23 protein-coding genes are annotated in these 24,778 nt (G+C 70.5%); 12 read left to right on the plus strand and 11 right to left on the minus strand.

What is annotated here, in order from left to right:
- Positions 1 to 3 precede the first annotated feature (3 nt).
- The 6 genes from OG883_RS01075 to hemB all read left to right on the plus strand — a co-directional run bounded on the left by OG883_RS01075 (position 4) and on the right by hemB (position 7,300).
- Complete coding sequence (locus tag OG883_RS01075) at positions 4 to 279, plus strand: glutaredoxin family protein (RefSeq protein WP_266533626.1); 276 nt, start codon at positions 4 to 6, stop codon at positions 277 to 279.
- Positions 280 to 679: 400 nt separating this feature from the next.
- Positions 680 to 1,408 carry a redox-sensing transcriptional repressor Rex gene (locus OG883_RS01080; RefSeq protein WP_266533629.1) on the plus strand — a complete coding sequence of 243 codons (729 nt, stop codon included), beginning with the start codon at positions 680 to 682 and terminating at the stop codon, positions 1,406 to 1,408.
- Positions 1,405 to 3,201, plus strand: a complete 1,797-nt coding sequence (locus tag OG883_RS01085; protein WP_266533632.1) for a glutamyl-tRNA reductase — start codon at positions 1,405 to 1,407, stop codon at positions 3,199 to 3,201. The genes OG883_RS01080 and OG883_RS01085 overlap by 4 nt, the downstream gene beginning before the upstream one ends.
- Positions 3,198 to 4,157: a hydroxymethylbilane synthase gene (gene hemC, locus OG883_RS01090; protein ID WP_266533634.1), complete on the plus strand. Its 960-nt coding sequence runs from the start codon at positions 3,198 to 3,200 to the stop codon at positions 4,155 to 4,157. The genes OG883_RS01085 and hemC overlap by 4 nt, the downstream gene beginning before the upstream one ends.
- Positions 4,154 to 5,818 (plus strand): bifunctional uroporphyrinogen-III C-methyltransferase/uroporphyrinogen-III synthase, encoded by a 1,665-nt coding sequence (locus OG883_RS01095; RefSeq protein ID WP_266533636.1) that lies wholly within the window; start codon positions 4,154 to 4,156, stop codon positions 5,816 to 5,818. The genes hemC and OG883_RS01095 overlap by 4 nt, the downstream gene beginning before the upstream one ends.
- A 492-nt stretch (positions 5,819 to 6,310) precedes the next feature.
- On the plus strand, positions 6,311 to 7,300 hold the full coding sequence (hemB, locus tag OG883_RS01100) for a porphobilinogen synthase (RefSeq protein WP_266533638.1): 990 nt from the start codon (positions 6,311 to 6,313) through the stop codon (positions 7,298 to 7,300).
- Between the two features lie 359 nt (positions 7,301 to 7,659).
- Here the strand turns inward: hemB and OG883_RS01105 are convergent, their stop codons facing one another.
- The 7 genes from OG883_RS01105 to OG883_RS01130 form a co-directional block, all read right to left on the minus strand.
- Positions 7,660 to 10,434, minus strand: a complete 2,775-nt coding sequence (locus OG883_RS01105; protein WP_266533641.1) for a S9 family peptidase — start codon at positions 10,432 to 10,434, stop codon at positions 7,660 to 7,662.
- 253 nt (positions 10,435 to 10,687) lie between these two features.
- The gene (locus tag OG883_RS01110; protein ID WP_266533644.1) at positions 10,688 to 11,584 is read right to left on the minus strand and encodes a glycoside hydrolase family 19 protein; all 897 of its coding nucleotides are present in this window, start codon (positions 11,582 to 11,584) and stop codon (positions 10,688 to 10,690) included.
- 163 nt (positions 11,585 to 11,747) lie between these two features.
- Positions 11,748 to 12,569 carry a DUF4253 domain-containing protein gene (locus OG883_RS01115; protein ID WP_266533647.1) on the minus strand — a complete coding sequence of 274 codons (822 nt, stop codon included), beginning with the start codon at positions 12,567 to 12,569 and terminating at the stop codon, positions 11,748 to 11,750.
- Positions 12,529 to 13,131, minus strand: a complete 603-nt coding sequence (locus OG883_RS01120) for a hypothetical protein (RefSeq protein WP_323180859.1) — start codon at positions 13,129 to 13,131, stop codon at positions 12,529 to 12,531. The genes OG883_RS01115 and OG883_RS01120 overlap by 41 nt, the downstream gene beginning before the upstream one ends.
- The gene (locus tag OG883_RS46725) at positions 13,125 to 13,259 is read right to left on the minus strand and encodes a hypothetical protein (protein WP_323180860.1); all 135 of its coding nucleotides are present in this window, start codon (positions 13,257 to 13,259) and stop codon (positions 13,125 to 13,127) included. The genes OG883_RS01120 and OG883_RS46725 overlap by 7 nt, the downstream gene beginning before the upstream one ends.
- Positions 13,260 to 13,368: 109 nt before the next feature.
- On the minus strand, positions 13,369 to 13,620 hold the full coding sequence (locus OG883_RS01125) for a DUF397 domain-containing protein (protein WP_266533649.1): 252 nt from the start codon (positions 13,618 to 13,620) through the stop codon (positions 13,369 to 13,371).
- A complete protein-coding gene (locus OG883_RS01130) occupies positions 13,617 to 14,402 on the minus strand; it encodes a helix-turn-helix transcriptional regulator (protein ID WP_323180861.1) in 786 nt (261 codons plus the stop codon). Before OG883_RS01130 ends, OG883_RS01125 begins: the two co-directional genes overlap by 4 nt.
- Positions 14,403 to 14,554: 152 nt before the next feature.
- On the opposite strand from OG883_RS01130, the gene OG883_RS01135 reads away from it, so the two are divergent.
- The gene (locus tag OG883_RS01135) at positions 14,555 to 14,962 is read left to right on the plus strand and encodes an ATP-binding protein (protein WP_266533653.1); all 408 of its coding nucleotides are present in this window, start codon (positions 14,555 to 14,557) and stop codon (positions 14,960 to 14,962) included.
- Here the strand turns inward: OG883_RS01135 and OG883_RS01140 are convergent.
- Positions 14,946 to 15,833: an NAD(P)-dependent oxidoreductase gene (locus tag OG883_RS01140; RefSeq protein ID WP_266533656.1), complete on the minus strand. Its 888-nt coding sequence runs from the start codon at positions 15,831 to 15,833 to the stop codon at positions 14,946 to 14,948. The two genes, OG883_RS01135 and OG883_RS01140, sit on opposite strands and share 17 nt — an antisense overlap.
- Positions 15,834 to 16,016: 183 nt before the next feature.
- On the opposite strand from OG883_RS01140, the gene OG883_RS01145 reads away from it, so the two are divergent.
- A complete protein-coding gene (locus OG883_RS01145) occupies positions 16,017 to 16,286 on the plus strand; it encodes a DUF1876 domain-containing protein (RefSeq protein ID WP_266533659.1) in 270 nt (89 codons plus the stop codon).
- A 222-nt stretch (positions 16,287 to 16,508) separates the two neighbouring features.
- Here the strand turns inward: OG883_RS01145 and OG883_RS01150 are convergent, their stop codons facing one another.
- Positions 16,509 to 17,363: a helix-turn-helix domain-containing protein gene (locus OG883_RS01150; protein ID WP_266533661.1), complete on the minus strand. Its 855-nt coding sequence runs from the start codon at positions 17,361 to 17,363 to the stop codon at positions 16,509 to 16,511.
- Positions 17,364 to 17,509: 146 nt separating this feature from the next.
- Between OG883_RS01150 and OG883_RS01155 the strand changes: the two genes are divergently transcribed.
- Positions 17,510 to 18,115, plus strand: coding sequence for an NADPH-dependent FMN reductase (locus OG883_RS01155; RefSeq protein ID WP_266533663.1), 606 nt, complete (start codon positions 17,510 to 17,512; stop codon positions 18,113 to 18,115).
- Here the strand turns inward: OG883_RS01155 and OG883_RS01160 are convergent, their stop codons facing one another.
- Positions 18,116 to 18,829 (minus strand): DUF4232 domain-containing protein, encoded by a 714-nt coding sequence (locus OG883_RS01160; RefSeq protein ID WP_266533664.1) that lies wholly within the window; start codon positions 18,827 to 18,829, stop codon positions 18,116 to 18,118. It abuts the gene before it with no gap.
- Between the two features lie 321 nt (positions 18,830 to 19,150).
- Here OG883_RS01160 and OG883_RS01165 point away from each other — a divergent pair, with 321 nt between their 5' ends.
- Positions 19,151 to 20,560 carry a helix-turn-helix domain-containing protein gene (locus OG883_RS01165; protein WP_266541139.1) on the plus strand — a complete coding sequence of 470 codons (1,410 nt, stop codon included), beginning with the start codon at positions 19,151 to 19,153 and terminating at the stop codon, positions 20,558 to 20,560.
- 113 nt (positions 20,561 to 20,673) lie between these two features.
- Here the strand turns inward: OG883_RS01165 and argS are convergent, their stop codons facing one another.
- Positions 20,674 to 22,443, minus strand: a complete 1,770-nt coding sequence (argS, locus tag OG883_RS01170) for an arginine--tRNA ligase (protein ID WP_266533667.1) — start codon at positions 22,441 to 22,443, stop codon at positions 20,674 to 20,676.
- Between the two features lie 205 nt (positions 22,444 to 22,648).
- Here argS and lysS point away from each other — a divergent pair, with 205 nt between their 5' ends.
- Together lysS and OG883_RS01180 are read left to right on the plus strand one after the other, a co-directional pair.
- Positions 22,649 to 24,385 (plus strand): lysine--tRNA ligase, encoded by a 1,737-nt coding sequence (gene lysS, locus OG883_RS01175; RefSeq protein WP_266533670.1) that lies wholly within the window; start codon positions 22,649 to 22,651, stop codon positions 24,383 to 24,385.
- Positions 24,386 to 24,579: 194 nt separating this feature from the next.
- Positions 24,580 to 24,777: a hypothetical protein gene (locus tag OG883_RS01180; RefSeq protein WP_266533672.1), complete on the plus strand. Its 198-nt coding sequence runs from the start codon at positions 24,580 to 24,582 to the stop codon at positions 24,775 to 24,777.
- Position 24,778 lies beyond the last annotated feature (1 nt).

Genomic DNA, 24,778 nt, shown 5'->3' on the forward strand with positions numbered 1-24,778 from the left:
CGTATGAGTCCTGTGCTGCGGCGTGCGAAGAAGAAGGCCGACGAGCGGGTGGTGACGCTGATCGGCAAGCCCGGGTGTCACCTCTGTGACGACGCGCGGGCCGTGATCGAGGAAGTGTGCACCGAGACCGGTGCGTCCTGGGAGGAGAGGGACATCACTCAGGACGAGGCGCTGCACCGTGCGTACTGGGAGCAGATCCCTGTCGTGCTGGTCGACGGGGAGCAGCACACCTTCTGGCGAGTGGATGCCGGGCGGCTCCGTCGCGCGCTGGGTGCGTGAGCGGAAGGCGGGGCCCTGGGAGTGAAGGGCGTGAACGGACGGACGGAAGGCCTGGCCGGAAGGCGTGGCCGGAAAAGGCCGATACGATTGTGGTCGTTTTGCTGGGCCTTTCCTGCGGCTCCCGCTCTATCAGGACGCGATGAGGACAGGGCACAGTAGGCGGACTCGGGGGCGTGTTCGTGGAGGAGTGTGTACGGTTTTGCCCCCTTTGGATCTTCAACGGACCGAGGCGGTCCCTAGTTCCAAGATCAGGCGATCGGATTGCGTGACCCCGGTCACTTTGCTCGGACAAACCGGACACCATCTTTGTGCACGCGTTCACAAAGACATAGCCTGCACTCGACGGGGCGGTCCTGGAACACACGGCCGCCTGCAGCCTCGCTCATCCCGCAGGAGCACCGTGGCAACTGGCCGAAATCACCGACCGGCGACCCGTAGCCGAGGAATCCCCGAGGCCACCGTCGCCCGACTCCCGTTGTACCTGCGCGCCCTGACCGCGCTGTCCGAGCGGTCCGTACCCACGGTCTCGTCCGAGGAACTGGCAGCCGCCGCCGGAGTCAACTCCGCGAAGCTGCGCAAGGACTTCTCCTACCTCGGCTCCTACGGGACGCGCGGGGTCGGCTACGACGTCGAGTACCTCGTCTACCAGATCTCCCGCGAGCTCGGTCTGACGCAGGACTGGCCCGTGGTCATCGTCGGTATCGGTAACCTCGGCGCCGCGCTCGCCAACTACGGCGGGTTCGCCTCCCGCGGCTTCCGGGTCGCCGCGCTGATCGACGCCGACCCGGCCATGGCCGGGAAGCCGGTCGCCGGCATGCCCGTGCAGCACACCGACGAGCTCGAGAAGATCATCAGCGACAACGGTGTGTCGATCGGTGTCATCTCGACGCCCGCCGGCGCCGCCCAGCAGGTGTGCGAGCGCCTGATCGCGGCCGGAGTCACCTCCATCCTCAACTTCGCCCCCACCGTCCTCTCCGTGCCCGACGGCGTGGATGTGCGCAAGGTCGACCTCTCGATCGAGCTGCAGATCCTCGCCTTCCACGAGCAGCGGAAGGCCGGCGAGGAGGCCGAGGCCGCGGCAGGCCGGAAGGGACCGGACGGGGACATGCCCGCCGTGATGCCGGCATGAGCCTTCTGGTCGTCGGGCTGAGCCACCGCAGCGCGCCCGTGAGCGTGCTGGAGCGGGCCTCGCTGTCCGCTGATACGCAGATCAAGCTGCTCCAGGACACCCTCGCCGCGGAGCCCGCGACCGAGGCCGCGGTGCTGGCCACCTGCAACCGCATCGAGCTGTACGCGGACGTGGACAAGTTCCACGCCGGTGTCGCCGAGCTGTCCACGCTGCTCGCGCAGCACAGCGGGGTGGGGCTCGAGGAGCTCACTCCGTATCTCTATGTGCACTACGAGGACCGCGCCGTCCATCACCTCTTCTCGGTGGCCTGCGGGCTGGACTCCATGGTCGTCGGCGAGGGGCAGATCCTCGGGCAGATCAAGGACGCGCTCGCGCTGGGGCAGGAGCTGCACACCGCGGGGCGGCTGATCAACGACCTCTTCCAGCAGGCGCTGAGGGTCGGCAAGCGCGCGCACAGCGAGACCGGGATCGACCGGGCCGGGCAGTCGCTCGTCACCTTCGGTCTCCAGCAGCTGGCCGACGGCGCGGACGTCGAGGGCTGGGCGGCGGACAAGCGGGTGCTGGTCATCGGCGCCGGCTCCATGTCCTCGCTCGCCGCGACGACGCTCGCGCGCCTGGGTGTACGTGAACTTGTCATCGCCAACCGAACGTTGGAGCGGGCGGAGCGACTGGCCGCGGTGCTCACGGAGCCGGGCGGAGTGACGGCGCGCGCCGTATCGATGGCCGGGGTCGCAGAAGAACTGACACGTGCCGATGTGGCGGTGTCGTGCACCGGGGCGACGGGGCTGGTGCTGACGGCGGAGTCCGTCGCGGCGGCGCTCGCGGAGCACGTGGTGCCGGAGACGTCGCAGTCTCCCGGTGAGAACCTCCGCGCGCCCGAGGGCAGCCTGGTGGCCCGCCTCGCGGCGACCGCGGCGCGCGACGGCCGGGTCACGGACACCCGGCTCGCGGACCCGGCCGGCGGCCGGACCGGTGACCCGTCCGGCACTGTCGACGGGGCGGCGCAGACCGGCGGTCCGTCCGGCTTCGCCGACACGCTCGAGCGACCCGGCGGCCCGTCGGCCGCCGACTCCGACAGGACCGCGGACCAGTCCGGCTTCGCGGGCCCGGCTTCCCGGGGCGCCCAGGCCGGTGAGCCGGCCGACGGGTGCCCCGTCGGGCTGGACGACGCGCCCGTCGCCGACCCGCTCGCGCTGCACGGCGCCTGGGTCGACAACGGCAGCCGGCCCGCCGTCGCCCGTACCGCGGCCGCCGCCGTGACGGTCCGCGATGCGCGTCCCGTGCGGCTCGCGCTGCTCGACCTGGCCATGCCCCGCGACATCGACGGCGGCGTTCACCGGCTCGCCGGCGTACGGCTCGTCGACATCGAGTCGCTCGCCGAGGCCTCCGCCGACGCCCCGATGGCCGCCGATGTGGACCAGGTACGCGGCATCGTCTCCGACGAGGTCGCCGCCTTCGGTGCCGCCCAGCGTGCCGCCCACATCACCCCCACCGTCGTCGCCCTGCGCACCATGGCCGCCGATGTGGTGGCCGGTGAGGTCGCGCGGCTCGAGGGACGCCTCCCCGACCTGGACGACAAGCAGCGCTCCGAGATCACCCAGACCGTGCGCCGCGTCGTCGACAAGCTCCTGCACGCGCCCACCGTGCGGGTCAAGCAGCTGGCCAGCGAGCCCGGTGGCGCCGGGTACGCGGACGCGCTGCGGACACTCTTCGACCTCGACCCGGAGACGGTCGCCTCCGTCAGCCGGGCCGACCTGAATGACGCCGATGTCAAGAACCGAGGGCGAGTATGACCGAGAGGGCACTGAGGCTCGGGACCAGGCGCAGCAAGCTGGCCATGGCCCAGTCCGGGCAAGTGGCTCAGGCGGTGCGCCAGTTGACCGGCCGTGCTGTCGAGCTCGTCGAGATCACCACGTACGGGGACACCTCCCGTGAGCATCTCGCGCAGATCGGCGGCACGGGGGTCTTTGTCACCGCGCTGCGTGACGCCCTGCTGCGGGGTGACATCGACTTCGCCGTTCACTCGCTGAAGGATCTGCCCACCACGCAGCCCGACGACCTGGCGCTGGCGGCCGTGCCGCTGCGCGAGGACCCGCGGGACGCGCTGGTGGCGCGGGACGGGCTGACCTTCGACCGGCTGCCGAACGGCGCCCGGATAGGTACCGGTTCGCCGCGCAGGATGGCGCAGCTGAACGCGTACGCACGCACGCACGGGCTCCAGATAGAGACCGTGCCGATCCGCGGGAACGTCGATACGCGGATCGGATATGTACGCAGCGGGGAGCTGGATGCCGTGGTGCTTGCCGCGGCCGGGCTCAACCGCCTCGGCAGGATCGACGAGGTGACCGACTTCCTGTCGGTGGACTTCGTTCTGCCCGCCCCCGGCCAGGGGGCACTGGCGATCGAGTGTGCCGCGGTCAACGCGGACCTTATCGCCGCACTCGCCGAGCTCGACGACCCGGACACCCGGATCGCCGTGACCGCCGAGCGTTCCCTGCTCGCCGCCCTGGAGGCCGGCTGCTCCGCACCTGTGGGTGCGCTGGCCGACCTGCTGGCCGACGGACAGGTTGTCACTGAGATGCGCCTGCGCGGCGTCGTCGGCACGACCGACGGCTCGACGCTGGTGCAGCTGTCCACCACCGGTCCCGTACCTACGTCGCACGGCGACGCCATCGCGCTCGGTCGCGAACTTGCGTCCGAGCTGCTTGCCAAGGGTGCGGCCGGTCTTATGGGGGAGCGAGCACTTTGAGCCCCACCGCCTCGAACCTTTCGGCCCTTCCGGCATACGGACACGGGCACGTCACCTTCCTCGGCGCCGGTCCCGGCGACCCCGGTCTGCTGACACTGCGCGCCGTCGAGGCGCTCGCGGGCGCCGACGTGCTGATCGCCGAGCCCGATGTGCTCGACGTCGTACGCGGCCATGCGCGAGCGAGCGTAAGCACGCCTGAACTGACGGTTGTTGACGACGCGTCAACGACCGCCGGGATCCCCGTCCTCAGGGATGCGGCCAATCTTGTCATGGAGGCCGCGCGGAGCGGCAAGCGGGTTGTCCGTGCGGTGACCGGTGATCCGGGCATGGACGGAAACGCAGGTCAGGAGATGCTCGCCTGCGCCGCCGAGGGGATTCCCTTCGAGGTCGTGCCGGGTGTCGCCACCGCGGTGGGCGTCCCGGCGTACGCCGGTGTGCCGCTGCGTGACGCGCAGGGCACCGACGTCCGCTTCATCGACGCCCGTACCGCGAGCGAACGGTGCTGGACCGAGGTCGGCACGAGCGACGGCACGGTCGTCGTCTCCGCGACCCTGGAGACCGTTTCCGCGGCGGCGGGCGAGCTGGTGGCCGCGGGCCGCAAGCCGGACACCCCGCTGACCGTCACCGTCGCCGGTACGACGACCCGGCAGCGGACGTGGTCCGCGACCCTGGGGACGATCGCGCAGATCCTGAAGCAGGCGAAGGTGCTGCCCTCTCCGGAGGGTCACCAACCCGTCATAGCCGTGGTCGGTGAGCGCAGCGCCGCCGCTCAGCGCGACCAGCTCGCGTGGTTCGAGTCCAAGCCGCTCTTCGGCTGGAAGGTGCTCGTGCCGCGGACCAAGGAGCAGGCGGCTTCGCTTTCCGACCAACTGCGTTCGTACGGCGCCGTGCCGCACGAGGTCCCGACGATCGCCGTCGAGCCGCCGCGTACGCCCCAGCAGATGGAGCGCGCGGTCAAGGGCCTGGTCACGGGCCGGTACGAGTGGATCGCCTTCACCTCGGTGAACGCGGTCAAGGCCGTGCGGGAGAAGTTCGAGGAGTACGGGCTCGACGCCCGTGCCTTCGCGGGAATCAAGGTCGCGGCGGTGGGCGAGCAGACGGCTGCGGCTCTCGTCGACTTCGGGGTCAAGCCGGACCTGGTGCCCAGTGGTGAGCAGTCCGCGGCGGGCCTCCTCGAGGACTGGCCGCCGTACGACCCGGTCTTCGACCCGATCGACCGTGTCTTCCTGCCGCGTGCGGACATTGCGACGGAGACGCTGGTGGCCGGGCTGATCGAGCTCGGGTGGGAGGTCGACGACGTGACCGCCTACCGGACGGTGCGCGCCTCGCCGCCGCCGGCCGACACCCGTGAGGCGATCAAGGGCGGCGGGTTCGACGCCGTGCTGTTCACCTCGTCGTCGACCGTGCGGAACCTGGTCGGCATCGCGGGCAAGCCGCACAACGTGACCGTGATCGCGTGTATCGGTCCGGCGACGGCGAAGACCGCGGAGGAGCACGGGCTGCGGGTGGATGTGCTGTCGCCCGAGCCGTCGGTGCACAAGCTGGCCGAGGCGCTGGCGGAGTTCGGCGCGCAGCGCCGCGCGGCGGCCGTGGAGGCCGGGGAGCATGTGACGCGGCCGAGCGAGCGTCGGCCTGGCGGGCGGCGTCGTCGCACGACGTAGGTTGCGGGGCGCGTGAGTGTCCTGGGGCGGGTGGGGGTCTTTTCCCTGCCCGCCCCTTCCCGTAACCGGGGGCGTAGTGGCAAGTCCCCAGATCTCGTACGGCCTTCGGTCGTGTCCTCGATCGCCGGACGGGCTGCTTGTGCCGACGCGGTCCGCAAGATGCGGTCTTCGCCGGCGTTTGAGGCGCAGGGTGCGGGTTCGGGTGGCTCGGGCCCGTGGCTCGGGGTCCTGCCTGGTGCGGGCGCGGGTGGCTCGGGCCTGTGGTGCGGGGTCCTGTTTGGTGCGGGTTCCGGGGCCCCTCCGGGCTCGACTCCTCGGGGTCGGCGGCATACAGGGTCCCGTTTTCGTGGGCCGGGTTTTGCCGCCAATCCCCTGCGGGGACGACCCTGCACGGCCCCTCCCCAGCGCAACGCGACACAGGGGCGGGCCCGCCCGTGAGGGGTGAGGCGGGTTCGGGTTCGGAGCACCCTCAGGCGGGCGTAGCGTGGAGCCATGACTGTGTACGGATCCTTTCCCGGCGCGCGGCCCCGGCGGCTGCGGACCACTCCCGCCATGCGGCGCATGGTTGCCGAGACGCGACTGCACCCCGCCGATCTGATCCTTCCCGCGTTCGTGCGCGAGGGAATCAGCGAACCCGTCGCCATCTCCGCGATGCCCGGTGTCGTGCAGCACACCCGCGACACCCTGCGTAAGGCGGCCGTCGAGGCCCGCGAGGCGGGCGTTGCCGGGATCATGCTGTTCGGGGTGCCGGAGGACGCGAAGAAGGATGCGGCCGGGACGGCGGGCACGGACCCCGACGGGATTCTTCAGGTCGCGATCCGCGATGTGAAGGCCGAGGTCGGGGACGAGCTCGTCATCATGTCCGACCTGTGTCTCGACGAGTACACCGACCACGGTCACTGTGGTGTGCTCGACGCGGACGGCCGGGTCGACAACGACGCCACCCTTGAGCGGTACGCGGAGATGGCGCAGGTCCAGGCCGACGCGGGCGTCCATGTGGTCGGCCCCAGCGGCATGATGGACGGCCAGGTCGGTGTCATCCGCGACGCGCTGGACACCATCGGCAAGGAGGACGTGTCGATCCTGGCGTACACGGCCAAGTACTCGTCGGCCTTCTACGGGCCGTTCCGCGAGGCTGTCGGCTCCTCGCTGCGCGGCGACCGCAAGACGTACCAGCAGGACCCGGCCAACCTCCGGGAGTCCCTGCGGGAGTTGGCGCTGGACCTCCAGGAGGGCGCCGACATGGTGATGGTCAAGCCCGCGGGTCCGTATCTGGACGTGCTGGCGAAGGTCGCGGACGCGGTGGATGTGCCGGTCGCGGCGTACCAGATCAGCGGTGAGTACGCGATGGTCGAGGCCGCCGCCGAGAAGGGCTGGATCGACCGGGACAAGGCGATCCTGGAGAGCCTGACCGGGATCAAGCGCGCGGGCGCGAGCATGATCCTGACGTACTGGGCGACCGAGGTCGCCCAGGGCTGCTAGGGGGTGTCGTTTGGTTCTTGCCGGGCTCGCGTGCCCTGGCACGGCACCTCGCTGTGTTGTCGTCAGTCGCCGACGCTCCGCGTGGACTCCCTCCTCCGCCTTGCGCTGCTCCCCCGTAGCCCTCGGGCACGGGAGGTGCCCCCATCACCAGACCCCGCTCACTGATCCAGCCTGATCCAAACGACACCCCCTGCTCTCGAGAAGCGATTCCCGGTTCGCGTCGGGGGCGGGACACGCGACGCGCCGGCCGACACCTGGGGTGTCGGCCGGCGCGATTCGAGCAAGGTGGTGTGGTGCGCGTTCACCCGGCCGTGAGCCGGGGGTGCCGGTTCACAGCCGGGTGAAGCTGCAGGCGGTTCCTACGACGCGTTGAGTACCGTGCCGGTCAGGACTGGGCCCTGCGGCTCGCCCTCGTCGTCGGTGGGCTGGAGGCCCACGTACTCCGTCGGCTCGGCCACCTGGTCACGGACCGTGGGCACGGTCACCTCGGCACTGGTCTTCCCGGCCGGTACCGTCGCCCAGAGGGCGACGGATCCCAGCTGGGACAGGGGGACTTCACCGTCGGGGACCTCCCCGGTCATGTCGAGCAGCCACTGCCGGTCGACATCCGCGGTGGACAGCTCGGGGCGGCCCGCGACGGGCACGACCTGCAGTGTCCTGGCGATCTCCACGTCGGCGGGCGCGGACAGGGACGCCCGCCAGGTCAGGGGCTTCCCCTCGGTCACCGTGCCGGCGACCGGTTTCACGGTGACCTTGGGCATCGGGTCGTCGTTCTCGGCGGTGACCCCGCCGGAGTGCGAGCCGACAACGGTCCCGCGGACCGCCTTCACGAACACGTCGTGGGACACGTCCCAGGCGTATCGCTTGTTGCCCTTCACCTTCACCGGTACGTCGATGGTGCTGCTGCCGGGCCGGACCGTCACCAGCCGGTCCTTGGCCTTGCCGGTGGCCGGGTCCATGACGTACAGCCGCACCGTGCCGCTGCCTTTGCCGGACACGCGGGCGGGCACCCGGTACGTGCGTTCGCCCGCGTTGCCCTCCTTGACCTTCAGGCGGCCGAGGTCGATGCGGGGCAGCGCTGCCTCCCGCACGGCGGGGGTGCCCGGACTCCAGGCCCAGGCGTCCATCAGCCATGCCTGCCCGGAGCGGTTGCGCGGGGTCAGCTCCAGGGAGGCGACCCGGCGCAGGTCGAGGCCGGCGCGGGTGGCGGCGGTGAGCGGTACGCGCACTTCGCGTGCCCAGTAGGAGGAGGTGCGGTCGCTGCCGGGCAGGCCGTCCACCCGGACGCGGCCGAGGTCCGCCCGCTTGCCGGAGGCGTCGGTGACTGCCACGTCGAGCTGTGTGCCGGTGGAGTTCGGCGGCACGAACACGCGCAGCGCGAGGCTCTTGGCACCCTTGACGGAGAGAGGCTTCTCCGGGCGCACCTTCACCGCCGAGCCCGGCGCGGACCAGCGCAGTGCCACGGCGCGGCGGCCGGTCTCGCGTTCCGGCGCCCACTGTGCGAAGTGGGGCGAGGAGCCCCCTGCCTCCCGGTCCAGACAGGCGGCGCGCGGGTCGGGATCGATCGCGGAGCACAGCCGTCCGCCGGTCACCTTCACGGAGCCGTCCGGCAGGAACCCGGCGCCGCGGTTCGCGCCGACCGCGTGGGTCAGTACCCGCGCGGGGTCGGCGGAGGGGGCGCGGCGGCCCGAGCCGTCGAGCAGCTCGCGCACCCGGTCGTCCCCGGCGACGAACAGCCGGGCCGCGGTGGCGATGTAGGTGGCGCCGGCCCGGTGCTGCTGGTCGGCGGTCAGCCGGGTCGCGGTGCCCGGCGAGCACACCGGGTCCGGCTGCTCGGAGTCGTGCCAGAAGTCGTCGTTGGCGGGTGCCTGGGCCTGGCCCGGCGTCCACTCGCTGTTGAAGTAGTTGTGGTTGGCGCCGACCATGTAGACCGCGCTGTGCAGGGCCTTGCCCCGGCTGACGCCGCGGGTGCCGTCGGCGTACACCTGGCCCTGGAGGTCGGAGACGTCGCCGTCGCAACCCGGCAGGATCGTCAGCGACGGCACGTCCGGCACCGGGTTCTGGCCGAAGATCGTCGGTCCGATGAGCACGGTCCCGCGGATGTGCCAGCGCACCTTGCCGCGGTAGCCGTCCTGGCCGGCCGGGGGCGGGGAGAGGCTGTCCATGGCGGCGCGGTTGACGCCCTCGCCACCGCGCGAGTGGCCGACGAGCAGGACGCGGGACAGGTCGGCCCTCGGCGCCTTGCGTACGGCCTCCGGTGCCTTGGCCGGCTTGGCGGCCCAGTCGGCCCACCGCCCCAGGTGTGCCCGCACCAGCGAGGAACGGGCCTGCGCTCCGGCGTCCTCGACGGCCCCGTCCTGGCCGTTGATGCCGTTGGCGGAGATCGACACGGTCACATAGCCCTGGGAGGCCAGCAGCTCCTGGTCGCGCAGATAGCCCCGGTGGCTCGGGATCGGCTTGGAGCCCTTCGTGCAGGGCCAGTTGATGTTCGCCTCTTCGTCGCCCGGGACGTAGCAGGTGGCGTGCCGGCCGTGCAGGAACAGGGCGATCGGACGCTTGCCGGTGGCGCCCTTCGGCGCGACGACGACGCCGCGCATCTCGACGGGCGCCGAGAAGCCGGGCAGGCGGACGGGGTCGAGCGTGTACTCGCCGGTGACCGTACGGTACGTGCCCGGCTTGCCCGGATCGACGGAGCCCGCCGGGAGCTGGGCGGGCGGCTTGGCGGCGGGTGGCACGGAACGCCGGTCGCGGGCGTCGGAGCCTTCCTGGTCCAGGCGCCGGCCGGCCGCCAGCACCTGAAGGTCTGCCAGATCCGCGGTGCGCGCGTTGTCGAGGGGCAGTCGGAAGGTCCGGCCGTCCTCGTCCGGCTCGGGCGCGCCGACCAGCTTGCCGTCGGCGTGGAACTCCACGCGCGCGTCACCCGCCGGCACCTGCCGCGGGGAACGCCACTCCAGCGCGTTCTCCCCGTCGGTGTTCGTGATGCGCCAGCCGGGCGGCAGGCCGTTCTCGTTGTTCGCCGCCGTGGCGGCCGGGACATCAGGTGGCTGCGGCCGGGCCTGCGCCACTGCCGGCGACACCCCCGCCACCGTGAGCGCCGCTATCGCGGTGGCCCATATCCTCCGGGCACGTATCAACGGTCCCCTCCTCAACCCCGCTTGCCGGGCGCCCGGTTCGCCCGGGTGCCCTCTCGATCTCGGAGGACGGGGAGAAGATCCCGCGGGTTGCCTGCGGGGCCGTACGGACATGGGGGAGCTGTGCGGACATGGAGAGGCCGTACGGACATGCGGGGCCGTGCGGACATGGGGAGCCGTGCGGACATGGAGAGGCCGCGGGGCCCGGCGCGTGTGTCCCGGGGCCCGCGGCCCGTTCATGAGCCCGTCAGGGCGATCAGCAGTAGAGGTTCCCGCCCGGGGCGACGCCCAGGATCTGGGTGAACTGCTCGTACTTGGTGACACGGCTCTGGACCTGGCCGGGGTTGCCGCCGTTGCACTCCAGGCTGCCGTTGATGCTGCGGATCGTCTCGCCGAAGCCGCGGCTGTTGACCATGGCGTTGTGCGGGGTCATCGTGCCCGGGCCGGTCTGGGTGTTCCAGTACCAGAGGCCCGTCTTCCAGGCGACCGCGGCGTCGTTCTGCACGAGCCAGGGGTTGTTGAGCAGGTCGATGCCGAGTGCGTCGCCCGCGGCCTTGTAGTTGAAGTTCCAGCTGAGCTGGATCGGGCCGCGGCCGTAGTACGCCGCCTGGCCGGCCGGGCAGCCGTACGGCCGGCTCCAGTCGCAGTAGTGCGGATAGTTGGCCTGATTCTGCTCCACGATGTGGACCAGACCGCCCGTCTCATGGCTCACGTTGGCCAGGAAGGCGGCGGCCTCCTGCTTCTTGATGGTGTCGCTGCCGGTGTTGGCGAACCCCGGGTAGGCGCTCAGCGCGGCCTTCAGGCCGCGGTACGTGTAGAAGGAGTTCCGGCTCGGGAACATCTGGTTGAACTGCGCCTCGCTGACGACGAAGCCGGAGGGGGAGGGGTTGCCGCCGCCGCTGCAGGTGTACGGGTCCCAGTACCAGGTACTGATGATCGGGTCGTACCCCGGGTTGTCGTGCTCGGCTATGTAGTACTTGCCGTCCGTGTATCTGACAACGTTGCCAGTCACGTACGACGTGCCCGCGGACCAGTTGGGGGCGGAGGTGCAGGCGTCCGCCGATGCGGCGGACGCGGAGGGCATGGAGACGGCCGCCACTCCACTTCCGACGAGGATCGCGATCAGCAACGCCATGATGCGCTGTCTCAGCACTCGCTCACTCCTTTGTGCGGCAACGACCTTGCCCGGACGGGGTGTTGCAGTCCGGGCAGGCCGCCGTGGGGGGGTTGTGCCGCACACTCAAGCGCGTTGACGTGATCGAGTCAAGGTATAGACCAATGTGACGTAAAATCAGTCGGGAACTTCCGGCCGGTGCTCAGTCCCACCAGAAGGACCACGACTGCCGGCCCAGCACGTCCCGCGCGGCGTACGCGCGCAGCGTGTCGTGATCGTTCTGGGTGATGCTGTCCGGACAGAACGCGAAGTGCTCGGCCGCGACAGCCTCCGCCTCGGTCATGGTGGTCGGCGGTGATGCCACCGAGAGGACGAGCTGGTCGAAGGAGAGAGCCACCACCCGTATGCCGAAACGGTCCTCCCAGGAGCGCAGTACGGCGCAGAGGCGCGCGACATCGTTCTCGTAGTTGAGCGGGCCGGTCCAGCCGATGGCCGCCGGTATGTCGGCGCTGCGGCGGGCCGGGACGAGAGCCATCCGCGCGCCTCGCATCCAGCTGTCCTCGTCGGCGAGATCCGCGGCCACCTCGGCCGCCCGGACGTCGGGATCGGCCTGCGGGGAGGGGGAGGCGGCCAGGCCGGGCCACTCCGGGCCGAACGGCTCGATCGCGGAGTCCTCGCCCAGTTCCTCCTCGGCGTACTCCTCCCAGAAGTCGGCGAGCACCTCCTCGGCGTCGTGATCACCGGCGTACGACGCCATGTCCGGGCTGAGCTCCCACTCCTCGGGCCAGTGGTCGCGGGAGCCGCCGTGGATCAGTACGGGATGGAGGCCCACGGCCTTCCGGGCAGACAGCAGGCCGGCCCACGCGTCGGGGGACGCGGGCTCGTCGGCGTACCAGAGCAGCGGCTCGTGCCACCGTCCGTCGTGGGTCGCGTCGACCAGTGTGCCGGGCGGGAGTGCGAGCCCGGCCGAGCGGCCCGTGGGATCAACGGTCAGAGCCGGCAGGGGATTCGGAAGCGTAGCCATGGCTTCGACTGTAGGTTCCGCCACTGACAGTGGCCGTACGGGAGCCGGGCCTGAGCAGGTGGATGGAGAGCGCCAGGATCCAGTACATGAGCAGGCTCGCCACGACCGCTGTGGTGCCCCAGCCGATCGCGCTGTAGAAGTCGGCCGGATCGGTTCCGAAGTAGAGGGAGGGCACGAAGGCGAGGTTGACCGCGGCGACGGCGTAGGCGGTGCGGCCCGCCCAGTCGGGGAGAAGCGGCGTGCGCAGGGCGACGAAGCCCGACGCCGTCAGGAAGAGCGTGGTCGTGATCCGGCCGATCGAGCCGTAGAGCAGCGTGTGTCCGGCGGCGAGCGGGCCGTCGGTGGTCGGGTCGACCGGCGTGCCGTGCGCGGCGAAGACCGCACCGGCCTCCATGGAGTTGGAGACCAGCGTGACGACGACGTAGACGAGCCCGGCGGTGAAGGCGAGGCCGGCCACCCAGTCGTGGTCCGGGGCCGCCCGGCGCAGCACGTGGCGGAAGCCGGAAAGGAAGACGAGGAGGAAGGCGCAGACGAAGAGGTTCAGCAGGATGCGGGTCAGCACGTTGGACGCGGGCGGGCTCCCGAGTACGTGAAGTAGAGCGGGATCTCGATCATCGTGAGGGCCGCGGCCAGCAGTCCGGCGAGACCGGTGACACGTTGTACGGACGCCTCGGGCATGGCTTGATTCATGCCCTCGAGGCTAGGAATCGGACACCACCCCGGGACAGCCGTCCAGGCCCCGTCGCGGGGTGTACCCAGCCCCCTGAAACAGTGTGGGGTCAGCCGGATGCCTCAGGCCTCAGCGGGGGGTGCCGACCGCGGCGAAGGCGGCGAAGGACGACCAGGTGGCGGGGGCGAGGGTGAGCATGGGGCCGTCGGGGTTCTTGGAGTCGCGGACGTGGACGGCGGCGGGGTGGGTGGCGACCTCGACGCAGGCGCCGCCCTCGTCGCTGCTGTACGTGGACTTACGCCAGGCGTAGGCGATCTCCAGGCAGGCGCCGCCTTCGCTGCCGCTGTAGCTGGACTTGAACCACTCAAGTGCGGTGCTCATTGCTCTCCTAGCAGCCGGTCCAACAGGCCCTTGGTTTCCTCGGGATTGAGGGCCTGCGTTCGCAGCATTGCATATTTCTGCGCCAGGATGCTGACCTCATTTGGGTCGATGATGAGCTGGCTGCCGCGCTGGGTCTCGGTATACGCGAGATGCTGATGGTCCGGGGTTTCCAGCAGGATGAATGGACCTGCGAGCGCAGCGTGAGTCTGGCGCCCGAGCGGCATGATCTGGAGGGTGATACCCGGGAGATCGGCGCGCGTGCGGAGGTGGCGCAGAGTTTCCGCGTGTACATCGTTGCCGCCGAGGCGGTCCCGCACGGTCGCCTCGGAGATGATGAAGCTGGCGTTCGGTGGGACATCGCGGTGCAGGATCTCCTGGCGGGCCAGGCGTGCGGCGACCTGGGCGTTGATTTCGTCCTCGCTGAGGACGCGGACATTGCTGCGGTAGACCGCACGGGCGTAACTCTCCGTCTGGAGCAGGCCCGGCAGCACTTGGTTCTCGAACCACGACAGCGCGATCGCCTCACGCTCCAGATCCATGTACTGCTCCGCCCACGCCGGGATCAGATCGATCTCCGGCATGTTCTCCACCGCCGTCTCCAGCGCCCCCTTCGTCTCCAGCACCCGGTCCAGTTGCTGCGCGAGATCCGGCTTGAGCGGCCGCCTGCCCTGCTCGATCGACGCGATCGTCTCCTCGTGCAGGCAGACCCGGTCCGCGAGTTCGCGCTGAGTGAGCCCCGCCGCCTCCCGGAACCGGCCCACCAGCGCGCCCACGAGCCTCATCGCCGACGCGTTCTTCCGCTGCCGCTTCCTGGGGTGCATGACTGTCCAACTCCCCACCCTCGTCCGCACGTCACGCGCACACGGCCCGTACGAAATTCTTGTACGGGTGCGCGCACTGCATCACCGTAGTCACACGCAGTGACGCTCGTCTCATGAACAGGACGATGCAACACCCCTTGCTGCGCGAGCGGTTCTACCGTCGGGAGCGCGCATCCGTACCCGCTGCCAGGGAGTTCGTACGCACGGTCGCCGGCGACTGGGAGCTCGGCACGTGTATCGACGACGTATTGCTCTGTGTGAGCGAGCTGGCCACCAACGCGCTCCTGCACGGCGTACCGCCCGGGCGCGGCTACCGGCTCCGGCTGTGGCTGCACGGGGAGGGGCTGCTCCGCGTCGAGGTCCACGACAGCGGCGACGGGCGGCCCTGCGTGCGCGAGCCGGACGGGGAGTCGGGGCGGGGGTTGTTGCTCGTGGCCGCGCTCGCGGACAAGTGGGGGGTCGGGGAGCGGGATCCGGGCAAGATCGTGTGGTGCGAGTTCGCCCTCAGCTCCGCACGGTGAGCAGGTCGGCGAGGCGGGAGAGGCCGTCGGCCGCGTGGCCCTGGTCGACCGCGCGGTCCAGGAGTGCCTGGATCGGCTCGAACAGTTCGCCGCTGATGCCCTGGTCGCGGAACGTGGTCAGGAAGTTGGGGAAGGCGGCCTGGTTCACGGCGAGACTGGAGACATCCGTCAGGTGCTGTCCGGAGTCGATCGCCTTGGCCAGCTCCGGCGCACCCGAGAGCATCGCGCTGATCCAGGGGACCAGGAGCTCGGAGAATTCGGTTGCCGGGATGTTCTCCGTACGCACCAGTGCGAAGGCCTGCAGGACGCCCGTGAACATCCCGTACATGCCGGCCAGCAGCGCCAGGTCCTGCAGGGCGGCCAGGCCCGGGTCGGTGCCGGTCCACCTGGTGGCGCCGAGGGCGGCGAGGGTGGGGCGGTGGGTCTCGTAGGCCTGCTCGTCGCCGCTGTAGAGGACGTACGCGTGCGGGCCCGCGATCATCTGCGGTACGGCCATGATGCCGCCGTCGATGTACTGGGCGCCGTGCTCGGCCGCCCAGGCGGCCAACTCCCGTGCCTGGGCAGGGGTTCCGTTGGTGAGGTTGACCAGCGTCCGGCCCGCGACATCCTCGGTGAGGGTGGCGAGGAGCTCCTCGAAGTTGTCGTTGGTGAGCAGGCAGACGACGACGAGCGGGCTCGCGGCCACGGCGTCGGCGGCGGTGTCGGCGGGGAGTGCTCCCTGGGCGATCAGGGGGCCGGTCTTGGCGGGGGACCTGTTCCAGACGGTGACGGGATGGCCCGCCCCGAGGAAGGCCGCGGCGAGGGCGGTGCCCATCATTCCGAGGCCGAGAACGGATACGGCGGACTGATTCGCGGGCTTGTTCGCGGGCATGACGGGGCTCCTACCGAAGACGGAAAGGGATGCGATGTGCGGGATCGCTTTCGATCCTTGCCGTGAGCGGAAAACGGAACAAGTACCGACTTGTAAGTCGGATACTCACCATTTGGTAAGTGCGGTGGTGATCTGGGCCCGGGCGGCGCACTCTGGAAGAGGTACCGCTGGAGGTGATCCGTCATGCAGACACTCGTCGGATGGCACATCGAGATGGAGTTCCGCGAGGAAGGCGACCGGACCAGGTCGGCCGCCATGGTGAGACTCAGCGACGGCACGGAAATACGCGGGCACGGCAACGCCCAGCGCCACCATTCCGATCCGGAACAGCTGAGAGTCGGCGAGGAGATCTCGGGCGCACGCGCGCTCATGGATATTGCCTCGCAACTGCTGCAGAAGGCTCACACGGAGATCGACGAGGCCTCGGGCAGAACGTCGCACGCGCTGATGTGAGCACCTGGGCACAGAGAGGCGATGCCCCCACCGGGTCCCGGCGGGGGCTCGTCGCACGTCGCAGCCGGGGGGTGTTGTCCGGATCTTGCCGGGCTCGCTGATCCCTCCCTGAGCCCACCTGATCCCCCTGAGCCCACCTGATCCGAACGACGCCCCGCTGGTCGCCGGGCGGATGCCGGATGCCGGATCACGGCCGGACCGGACGGAGATCAGCGGCCCGCGTCAGTCGGACACTGCCCGCAGCGCGCCGGGCAGGCGGCCGGTGAGGCGGTCGAGCGCGGCGGATGTGGCGCCGTCGGCGGGGAGGTGGACGATGAGGCGCTGGTCGTCATCGGCGGGCAGTTCGAGGGTTTCGTACGCCAGGCGCAGCTCGCCCACCTCGGGGTGGACCAGCCGCGCTACGCCGCTGGACGTCGGGAGGCCGGTCAGTGTGTCCACGCGCTCGGCGAAAGCGGGCCCGGCGGTGACGGTCAACTCGTCCGCGAGCACCGCGACATGCCGGTCCGCCCGGAACGGCCCTTGCTTGAGGGCGGCAACTTGTTCGTCCGCGATGCGGTCCCAGTCGGGGTAGGCAGTACGCGCCCGGTCGTCGGTGAACACGAAGCGGGCGAGGTTCGGCGGCCTGCCGTCCAGCAGACCGATGGGTCCCGCCAGCCGCTCGTACGCTGCGGTGCAGGCGAGGATCTCGCTCAGCCGGTTGAGCAGCACAGCGGGGGCGGGCTCAAGACGCTCGAGCAGTGCCCGCACGGTGGGGCGCACCGCGCGGGCCGGCGCCGCGCCGCCCATGCAAGTGAAGCCGCCTTCGGCCGCCTTGGTGAGGCGGTGCAGGTGGATGCGTTCGCCTGCGGTCAGCCGTAGCGCGTCGGCCAGCGCGGAGAGCACCTGCGCGGACGGCCGGCGGTCGCGGCCCTGCTCGAGCCGTGTCACGTACTCCACGCTGACTCCGGCGAGTGTGGACAGCTCGGCCCGGCGCAAGCCCGGCGTACGGCGGCGAGGCCCGGTGGGGAGTCCCACCTCGGCGGGTGTGACGGCTTCACGGCGGATACGCAGGAACATGCCCAGCTCGTTGTCGCTCACGTTGCGAACGTAACAGCCGCGGACGCCGGGATCGTGGCCCTGTCACTACCCGTCTCAGCCCGGCCTTCCTGGTCTCCGCCCCACCCGGCACCTTGAAAGGCGTGACCTCCATGGTCACCTCGTGATGTCGGAGAAGGAGCACAGCCATGCCCAGTGGGACCCTCAACCTCGCGGTGATCATCGGCAGCGTCAGGGAGGGCAGGTTCGGCCCGGTGGTCGCGAACTGGTTCGTCGAGCAGGCTGAACTGCACGGCCGGTTCACCGTGGACCTCATCGATCTTGCCGATACACCCCTGCCGCTCGAGCTGCCGCCCGTGCCGCCGGCGCTCGAGCCCGACATGGTCCGCCCCGCCGAGATGGCGGACCTCACCCGGCGGATCGCTGCGGCCGACGCGATCGTCGTGGTGACGCCGGAGTACAACCGCAGCTTCCCCGCCTCGCTGAAGGCCGCCATCGACTGGCACTACACCGAGTGGCAGACCAAACCGGTCGGTTTCGTCGGCTACAGCGGGGGGAGCGGCGGCATCCTGGCGATGGAGCAGCTGCGCCAGGTCTTCGGCGAGTTGCAGGCCCACACAGTCCGCGACTACGTCGCCTTCCCCCGGTACTACGAGCTCTTCGGCCCCGACGGCATCCTCAAGGATCCCGAAGGCCCCAACGGCGCCGCAGAGGTACTGCTCGACCAGCTCCTCTGGTGGGGCTCCGTCCTCCACGACGCCCGGCGCGACCGGCCGTACAGCACCGCGCGATAGCTAGTAGACGAGCGCGGCGTCCATGGTGCTCTGCCAGTAGCTGACGCCCGCGCTGTCGTCGGTGTACGTGTCGGCGGGGAGAGGGAGCCCGGCCGGTGCGCCGGTCGAGCCGGATCCGCTGCGCGGGGCGAAGTGGACGGTCAGATTCTTCGCCGTACGTCCGTTGCCGCCGCTGCCGTCGGCGCTTGACAGGAGGATGGAGGCGTACGCGGACTGGCCGGGGGCGAGCGTGACGACCGCCTGAGGCCGGCTCTCGTCCATGATCCGGGTGGCGGCCTGGGCGTCGTCGAAGCGGAGGAGCGGGGCGTGGTAGGCGTTGCACGCCTTGGAGCCGGTGTTGGTCACAGTGAGCAGCAGATGGTTGAGGGGGCGCTGCACCTTGCTGACGGTCACCTTGGAGTTCGCACCGGTGCAGGCGGCGGTCACGCTGCCGGGGTCGCCGGGGCCGTCGGTGTCCTTGGCGCCGCTCGCGCCGCCCGAGCCGGTGGACGGCTTGTTCGCGGCGGGTGTCGCGGGCTGCTTGCTCTTGCCGGCCGCGGGGGCCTTTGCACCGTCGGCCGCGGGTGACGGCTGCTGGTCGGCCGGTGCGCTCGTGGCAGGGGCCGACGCGCCCGACTTCTTTCCGTCGTCGTCGGACTGGCAGGCCGTCAGCGAGAGGGTGGCCAGCAGAGCGGTCGCGGCGACGGCGCTGGTGCGGATACGAGTGTGGCGCATGGTGTTCGGTTCTCCCCGTTGGACGTTCTGTGGATCGGATCAGAAGTGGCAGATGAGCGCCGTGACGATCGCGGTGGTGGTGACCAGCACAAGCACGGCCACGGCATCGACGAGCACGGTGCGAAGACGGGTTCGCATGGCTGCTTCCCGGTCGGCTGTGCGGTGTCGTCACAGGTTGCGCGGCGGCGGATTCCGGCCGCAACAGCCCGCGGCCCATTCGGGAAGCTGGAACGCCGACGCGTACTGTGACCTGGGGTGACTCCCCGTCCCTGGAACGGCATTCCGGGACGGGTGACGGCGAATGCGAGGGGGAACACCGAGGTGGCGACGTCGGAGGCCGAGGAGTTCGCGGCCCTGCTCAGGGATCTCAAGGACCGCTCGGGACGCAGCTACGGAGCACTGGCGGGCAAGCTGCATGTCAGTACGTCCACGCTCCACCGGTACTGCAACGGTGACGCCGTTCCTACCGAGTACGCCCCCGTGGAGCGGCTCGCGCGGCTGTGCGCGGCGACTCCGGAGGAGCTCATGGAGCTGCACCGGGGATGGATCCTGGCGGACGAGGCGCGCAGGCGGGGGCGCGCGGCCCCGAAGCCTGCCCCCGAGCCGGCCTCTGAGCCCGCTCCTGAGCCGGTGACCGAGCCCACCTCCGAGCCCACCTCCGAGACGGCCCCTGAGCCGGTGGCCGAGCCCACCTCCGAGCGCACCTCCGAGACGGCCCCCGAGCCGGTGGCCGAGCCCATCGCGGAGCCCGTGGCGGAGGGCGCGCCCGAGATCTTGGCGGCAGAGGGCCCCCGCACCGGCCGCCCCAAGCCGCTGCGCATCGCCCTCGCCGCAGGTGCTGTCGTCGCTCTCGCCGTGCCGGCCGCCTTCGTCGTGAGCCACGCCGCCACCAAGGACCCGGACGACAAGGGGGAGCAGGGTCCCGTCGCCGGGGCCAGTGCCCCACCCGGCACCGCGGCGCCCCGGTCCACGCCGCCGAGCACATCGCCGACCGCCTCGCCGAGCGCCTCCCCGAGCGTCTCGTCGAGCGCGAGCCCGCCGGGCAGGGGCGGGCAGAGCGGGAGCCCTTCGGCGTCACGCTCTCCGGGCCGCGCGGCCGGGCCTGGGGCGGCCGGGGGTGTACCGCTGAGCGTGGGCATCAGTTCGTACAACTGGGAGTCGCCCTGCGGCCAGTACTACCTCCTGGACCGGGAGCCGGGGGCGGCTCCGCCGCCGCCCGCGCCGCAGGACACCCGCGGCTGGGCCCGCGTGCTGGGCGGGGTGGACGGCGGTCATCTGCGGCTCCAGCTGACCGCGACCGGCAGGACCGCGGACTCCGTGGTCCTCAATGCCGTGCACGTACGCGTGGTGGGGCGCAACGCTCCCCTGGCCTGGAAGGTGTACTCGATGGGTGAGGGCTGCGGCAGCGGCCTCACCCCGCAGACCTTCGACATCGACCTGGACGCCGCGCAGCCGCGGGTGAAGCCGGTGGCGGGACAGAACGGCGACCTGGTCGTGCCCGCCAAGGACTTCCCGTACAAGGTCGCCTCGAACGATCCGCAGGTGCTCAACCTCGACGTCCACTCCGAGGGACACGACGTGAGCTGGTATCTGGAGCTGGACTGGAGCACCGGAGACCGGCGCGGGACGGTGCGGGTCGACGACGGAGGGAAGCCGTTCCGTACGAGTGCGATCGAGGGGCGGCCGACGTACAGCTACTGGCCGGACAAGGGCGAGTGGGTCACGGAATGAGCGGCGCAAGGAATGAGCGGCGCAAAGGAGGAACGAAGGCCCCGGCACGGTGATGGTGATGTGCCGGGGCCTTCGTGACGGGGTGTGTCTGACGGTGTGTCTGACGGGGTGTGTCAGAGACGCTCGGGCGTACGGATGCCGAGGAGCGCCATGCCCCGGTGGAGCGTGCGGCCGGTGAGGTCGCACAGGAACAGGCGGTTCTCGACGACCTCCGGGGAGTTGTCGTCGCTCAGTACGTGGCACTGGTCGTAGAACGTGGTCAGGTGCGAGGCCAGCTGGTAGAGGTACCCGGCCAGCTTGTGCGGCTCGTACGAGGTCGCGACCTCGTCCACCGTCTCGGCGAACTGGTCCAGGTGCAGGCCCAGTGCCCGCTCCGCCGGGGCGAGTTCGAGCTCCGGGTGGGCGGCCGGCTTGGCGTCGCCCGCCTTGCGCAGGATCGACTGGATACGTGCGTAGGCGTACTGGAGGTAGACGGACGTGTCGCCGTTGAGCGAGACCATCTGGTCCAGGTCGAACTTGTAGTCCCGCGAGACCGAGGTGGACAGGTCGGCGTACTTCACCGCGCCGATGCCCACCTGGACACCGTTCTCGGTGATCTCCTGCTCGGTCAGGCCGACCTTCTCGGCCTTCGAGCGCACGACGGCCGTCGCCCGCTCCACCGCCTCGTCCAGCAGGTCCACCAGCCGCACCGTCTCGCCCGCACGGGTCTTGAACGGCTTGCCGTCCTTGCCCAGCACCGTGCCGAAGCCGAGCTGGACCGCCTTGACGTCCTCGGTCAGCCAGCCGGCCCGGCGTGCGGTCTCGAAGACCATCTTGAAGTGCAGGGACTGGCGGATGTCGACGACGTACAGGAGGGTGTCGGCCTTCAGGTTCTGCACGCGGTCGCGGATCGCGGAGAGGTCCGTGGCCGCGTACCCGAAGCCGCCGTCGGACTTCTGGACGATCAGCGGGGACGGGTTGCCGTCGGGGCCCTTGACGTCGTCGAAGAAGACGCAGAGCGCGCCGTTGGAGCGCACCGCCACGCCGGACTCCTCCAGGAGGCGGCAGGTCTCCACCAGCATGTGGTTGTAGCCGGACTCGCCGACGATGTCCTCGTCGTGGATCTCGACGTCGAGCTTGTCGAAGACCGAGTAGAAGTAGATCTTCGACTCGTCGACGAACCGCTGCCACAGGGCGACCGTCTCCGGGTCTCCGGCCTGGAGGTCGACGACCCGGCGCCGGGCGCGGGTCTTGAACTCCTCGTCGGAGTCGAAGAGCACCCGGGACGCCTTGTAGACGCGGTTGAGGGAGGACATGGCCTCCTCGCCGGAGACCTCGGACCCGCCCTTGTGGTCCAGCTCGTGCGGGTGCTCGATCAAGTACTGGATGAGCATGCCGAACTGGGTGCCCCAGTCGCCGATGTGGTGGCGGCGAACGACCGTCTCGCCGGAGAACTCCAGGATCTGGACGACCGCGTCGCCGATCACCGAGTTCCGCAGATGGCCGACGTGCATCTCCTTGGCCACGTTCGGCTGGGCGTAGTCGATCACCGTGGTGCCCGGATTGTCCTTGTACGGGACGCCGAGACGGTCGTCGGCGGCGCGGGCCGCCAGCGTCTCGATGATCGACTTGTCGGTGATCGTGATGTTGAGGAAGCCGGGGCCCGAGACCTCGATCTCCTTCAGCACGTCGTTCGCCGGGATCGAGTCGACGACCTTGGCCGCGAGCTCGCGCGGGTTGCTCTTCAGCTTCTTGGCGAGGGCCAGGATGCCGTTGGCCTGGAAGTCGGCCCGGTCGCTTCGTCGCAGCAGCGGGTCGGCGGAGCCGGCCTCCGGCAGAGCTGCCGAGAGGGCGTCCGCGAGGCGCTGCTGCACGGTCGAAGCGAGGGAAGGGACCGAGGCCATGAGCTTCCGTTCCTGTCGAGGGGGGTGAAGGTGGCTGAAGGGCATCCGGAGAAGTGAATGAGTATCCGGATGGCTGTCAAGTATCCCATGGAGAGGCAAGCCGTTTCCCGGGACAATGGGCAACCCCGGGCGGGTCGCTTCCGTCTGGGAGAATGGCCGGTGCCAGCTCAGTGGCGCCAGCTCAGTGGAGAAAAAGGAAGAGGACGTGCCGATCGTGGCTCAGAGCAGCACCGAGACCGACTGGGTCTCCCGTTTCGCGGACGAGGTCATTGCCGAGTCGGAGCGACGTGCGCCTGGCAAACCGGTCGTCGTCGCGTCCGGCCTGTCGCCCTCCGGGCCCATCCACCTGGGCAATCTCCGTGAGGTGATGACCCCGCACCTGGTCGCGGACGAGGTCCGGCGCCGTGGGCACGAAGTCCGCCACGTCATCTCCTGGGACGACTACGACCGGTTCCGGAAGGTTCCGGCCGGGGTCCCGGGCGTGGACGAGTCCTGGGCCGAGCACATCGGCAAGCCGCTCACCTCGGTGCCGGCTCCGGCCGGATCGGCGTACGCGAACTGGGCCGAGCACTTCAAGGCCGCCATGACCGAGGCGCTGGCGGAGATGGGCGTCGAGTACGACGGCATCAGCCAGACCGAGCAGTACACCGCGGGTACGTACCGCGACCAGATCCTGCACGCGATGAAGTGCCGTGGCCAGATCGACGGAATCCTGGACCAGTACCGGACCAAGCAGAAGCCGGGCGGCAAGAAGTCGCAGAAGCCGGTCGACGAGGCCGAGCTGGAGGCCGCGGAGGGCTCCGGCGCGGCGGCCGAGGACGACGGCAGCAGCGGCACCGGGGGCTACTTCCCGTACAAGCCGTACTGCGGTCAGTGCGGGAAGGACCTCACCACCGTCGTCTCGTACGACGACGAGAGCACCGAGCTCGTCTACACCTGCACGGCATGCGGCTTCGGCGAGACCGTGCGGCTGAGCGAGTTCAACCGCGGCAAGCTGGTCTGGAAGGTCGACTGGCCGATGCGCTGGGCGTACGAGGGCGTGATCTTCGAGCCGAGCGGTGTCGACCACTCGTCGCCGGGATCGTCGTTCGTCGTGGGCGGGCAGATCGTGCGCGAGGTGTTCGACGGCGTACAGCCGATCGGCCCGATGTACGCCTTCGTCGGCATCAGCGGCATGGCCAAGATGTCGTCCTCGCGCGGTGGCGTGCCCACGCCGGCCGACGCGCTGAAGATCATGGAGGCGCCGCTGCTGCGCTGGCTGTACGCGCGGCGCCGGCCCAACCAGTCCTTCAAGATCGCCTTCGACCAGGAGATCCAGCGGCTGTACGACGAGTGGGACTCGCTGGAGAAGAAGGTCGCGGACGGGACCGTGCTGCCGGCGGACGCGGCGGCCCACTCGCGGGCGACGCGCACGGCGGCCCGTGAACTGCCGCGCACTCCGCGCCCGTTGGCGTACCGCACGCTCGCGTCGGTCGTCGACATCACGGCCGGGCACGACGAGCAGACGCTGCGGATCCTGAGCGATCTGGACCCGGCGAACCCGCTCACCTCGCTGGACGAGGCGCGCCCGCGGCTGGACCGCGCGGAGAACTGGATCACCACCCAGGTCCCTGCGGAACAGCGCACCCTGGTCCGTGAGGAGCCGGACAAGGAGCTGCTCGGCTCCCTGGACGACCAGGGCAGCGAGTCGCTGCGGCTGCTGCTGGAGGGCCTGGACACGCACTGGTCCCTGGACGGCCTGACGACGCTGGTCTACGGCGTGCCGAAGGTGATGGCGGGCCTGGAGCCGGACGCCAAGCCGACGCCGGAGCTGAAGGTCGCGCAGCGTTCGTTCTTCGCGCTGCTGTACCGCCTGCTGGTGAGCAGGGAGACGGGGCCGCGGCTGCCGACGCTGCTGCTCGCGGTCGGGGCGGACCGGGTGCGGAAGCTGCTGGGCGCGTAGCTGCGCGTACGCGCAGCCACCTTCGCCTGGCTGCCTGGCTGCGTTGCTGCGTTGCTGCGTGAAGGAAGTGGGAGGGCCCTCGTCCGGGATCGGGATCGGACGGGGGCCCTCCGGCGTTGCTGCATCTTTCGGCCTACGGGTGGTTCCGCCCAGGGCAGGACGATCGGGCGCCGGGAGCGGGAGACCGTGGACGTATGAAGGAAATCGTCGCAGTCATCGGCTCGATCGTCGGCATCCAGGGCGTCCTCGGCTTCGTCGGACGAACCTACTCCGACCAGGACTGGGGGCTGCTCCAGATCTGGTTCCACCCGCCCACGCCGCTGTACATCGCCCTCGCCGTCGTCGGCGGCGCGATGGCGCTGTGGGGCGAGGCGGCACGCAAACGGGCGTAGT

Origin of the sequence: Streptomyces sp. NBC_01142 (genome assembly GCF_026341125.1) — a bacterium.
Classification (GTDB): domain Bacteria; phylum Actinomycetota; class Actinomycetes; order Streptomycetales; family Streptomycetaceae; genus Streptomyces.

What these genes read in the sequence shown, in the direction of transcription:
- OG883_RS01140 (WP_266533656.1), bottom strand. Translation starts at nt 15,833, where the DNA reads ATGCCCGCGAACAAGCCCGCGAATCAGTCCGCCGTATCCGTTCTCGGC.
- OG883_RS01075 (WP_266533626.1), top strand. Translation starts at nt 4, where the DNA reads ATGAGTCCTGTGCTGCGGCGTGCGAAGAAGAAGGCCGACGAGCGGGTG.
- OG883_RS01145 (WP_266533659.1), top strand. Translation starts at nt 16,017, where the DNA reads ATGCAGACACTCGTCGGATGGCACATCGAGATGGAGTTCCGCGAGGAA.
- OG883_RS01155 (WP_266533663.1), top strand. Translation starts at nt 17,510, where the DNA reads ATGCCCAGTGGGACCCTCAACCTCGCGGTGATCATCGGCAGCGTCAGG.
- OG883_RS01180 (WP_266533672.1), top strand. Translation starts at nt 24,580, where the DNA reads ATGAAGGAAATCGTCGCAGTCATCGGCTCGATCGTCGGCATCCAGGGC.
- OG883_RS01160 (WP_266533664.1), bottom strand. Translation starts at nt 18,829, where the DNA reads ATGCGCCACACTCGTATCCGCACCAGCGCCGTCGCCGCGACCGCTCTG.
- OG883_RS01085 (WP_266533632.1), top strand. Translation starts at nt 1,405, where the DNA reads ATGAGCCTTCTGGTCGTCGGGCTGAGCCACCGCAGCGCGCCCGTGAGC.
- OG883_RS01125 (WP_266533649.1), bottom strand. Translation starts at nt 13,620, where the DNA reads ATGAGCACCGCACTTGAGTGGTTCAAGTCCAGCTACAGCGGCAGCGAA.
- OG883_RS01135 (WP_266533653.1), top strand. Translation starts at nt 14,555, where the DNA reads ATGAACAGGACGATGCAACACCCCTTGCTGCGCGAGCGGTTCTACCGT.
- hemB (WP_266533638.1), top strand. Translation starts at nt 6,311, where the DNA reads ATGACTGTGTACGGATCCTTTCCCGGCGCGCGGCCCCGGCGGCTGCGG.
- OG883_RS01130 (WP_323180861.1), bottom strand. Translation starts at nt 14,402, where the DNA reads ATGAGGCTCGTGGGCGCGCTGGTGGGCCGGTTCCGGGAGGCGGCGGGG.
- OG883_RS46725 (WP_323180860.1), bottom strand. Translation starts at nt 13,259, where the DNA reads ATGAATCAAGCCATGCCCGAGGCGTCCGTACAACGTGTCACCGGTCTC.
- hemC (WP_266533634.1), top strand. Translation starts at nt 3,198, where the DNA reads ATGACCGAGAGGGCACTGAGGCTCGGGACCAGGCGCAGCAAGCTGGCC.
- OG883_RS01115 (WP_266533647.1), bottom strand. Translation starts at nt 12,569, where the DNA reads ATGGCTACGCTTCCGAATCCCCTGCCGGCTCTGACCGTTGATCCCACG.
- argS (WP_266533667.1), bottom strand. Translation starts at nt 22,443, where the DNA reads ATGGCCTCGGTCCCTTCCCTCGCTTCGACCGTGCAGCAGCGCCTCGCG.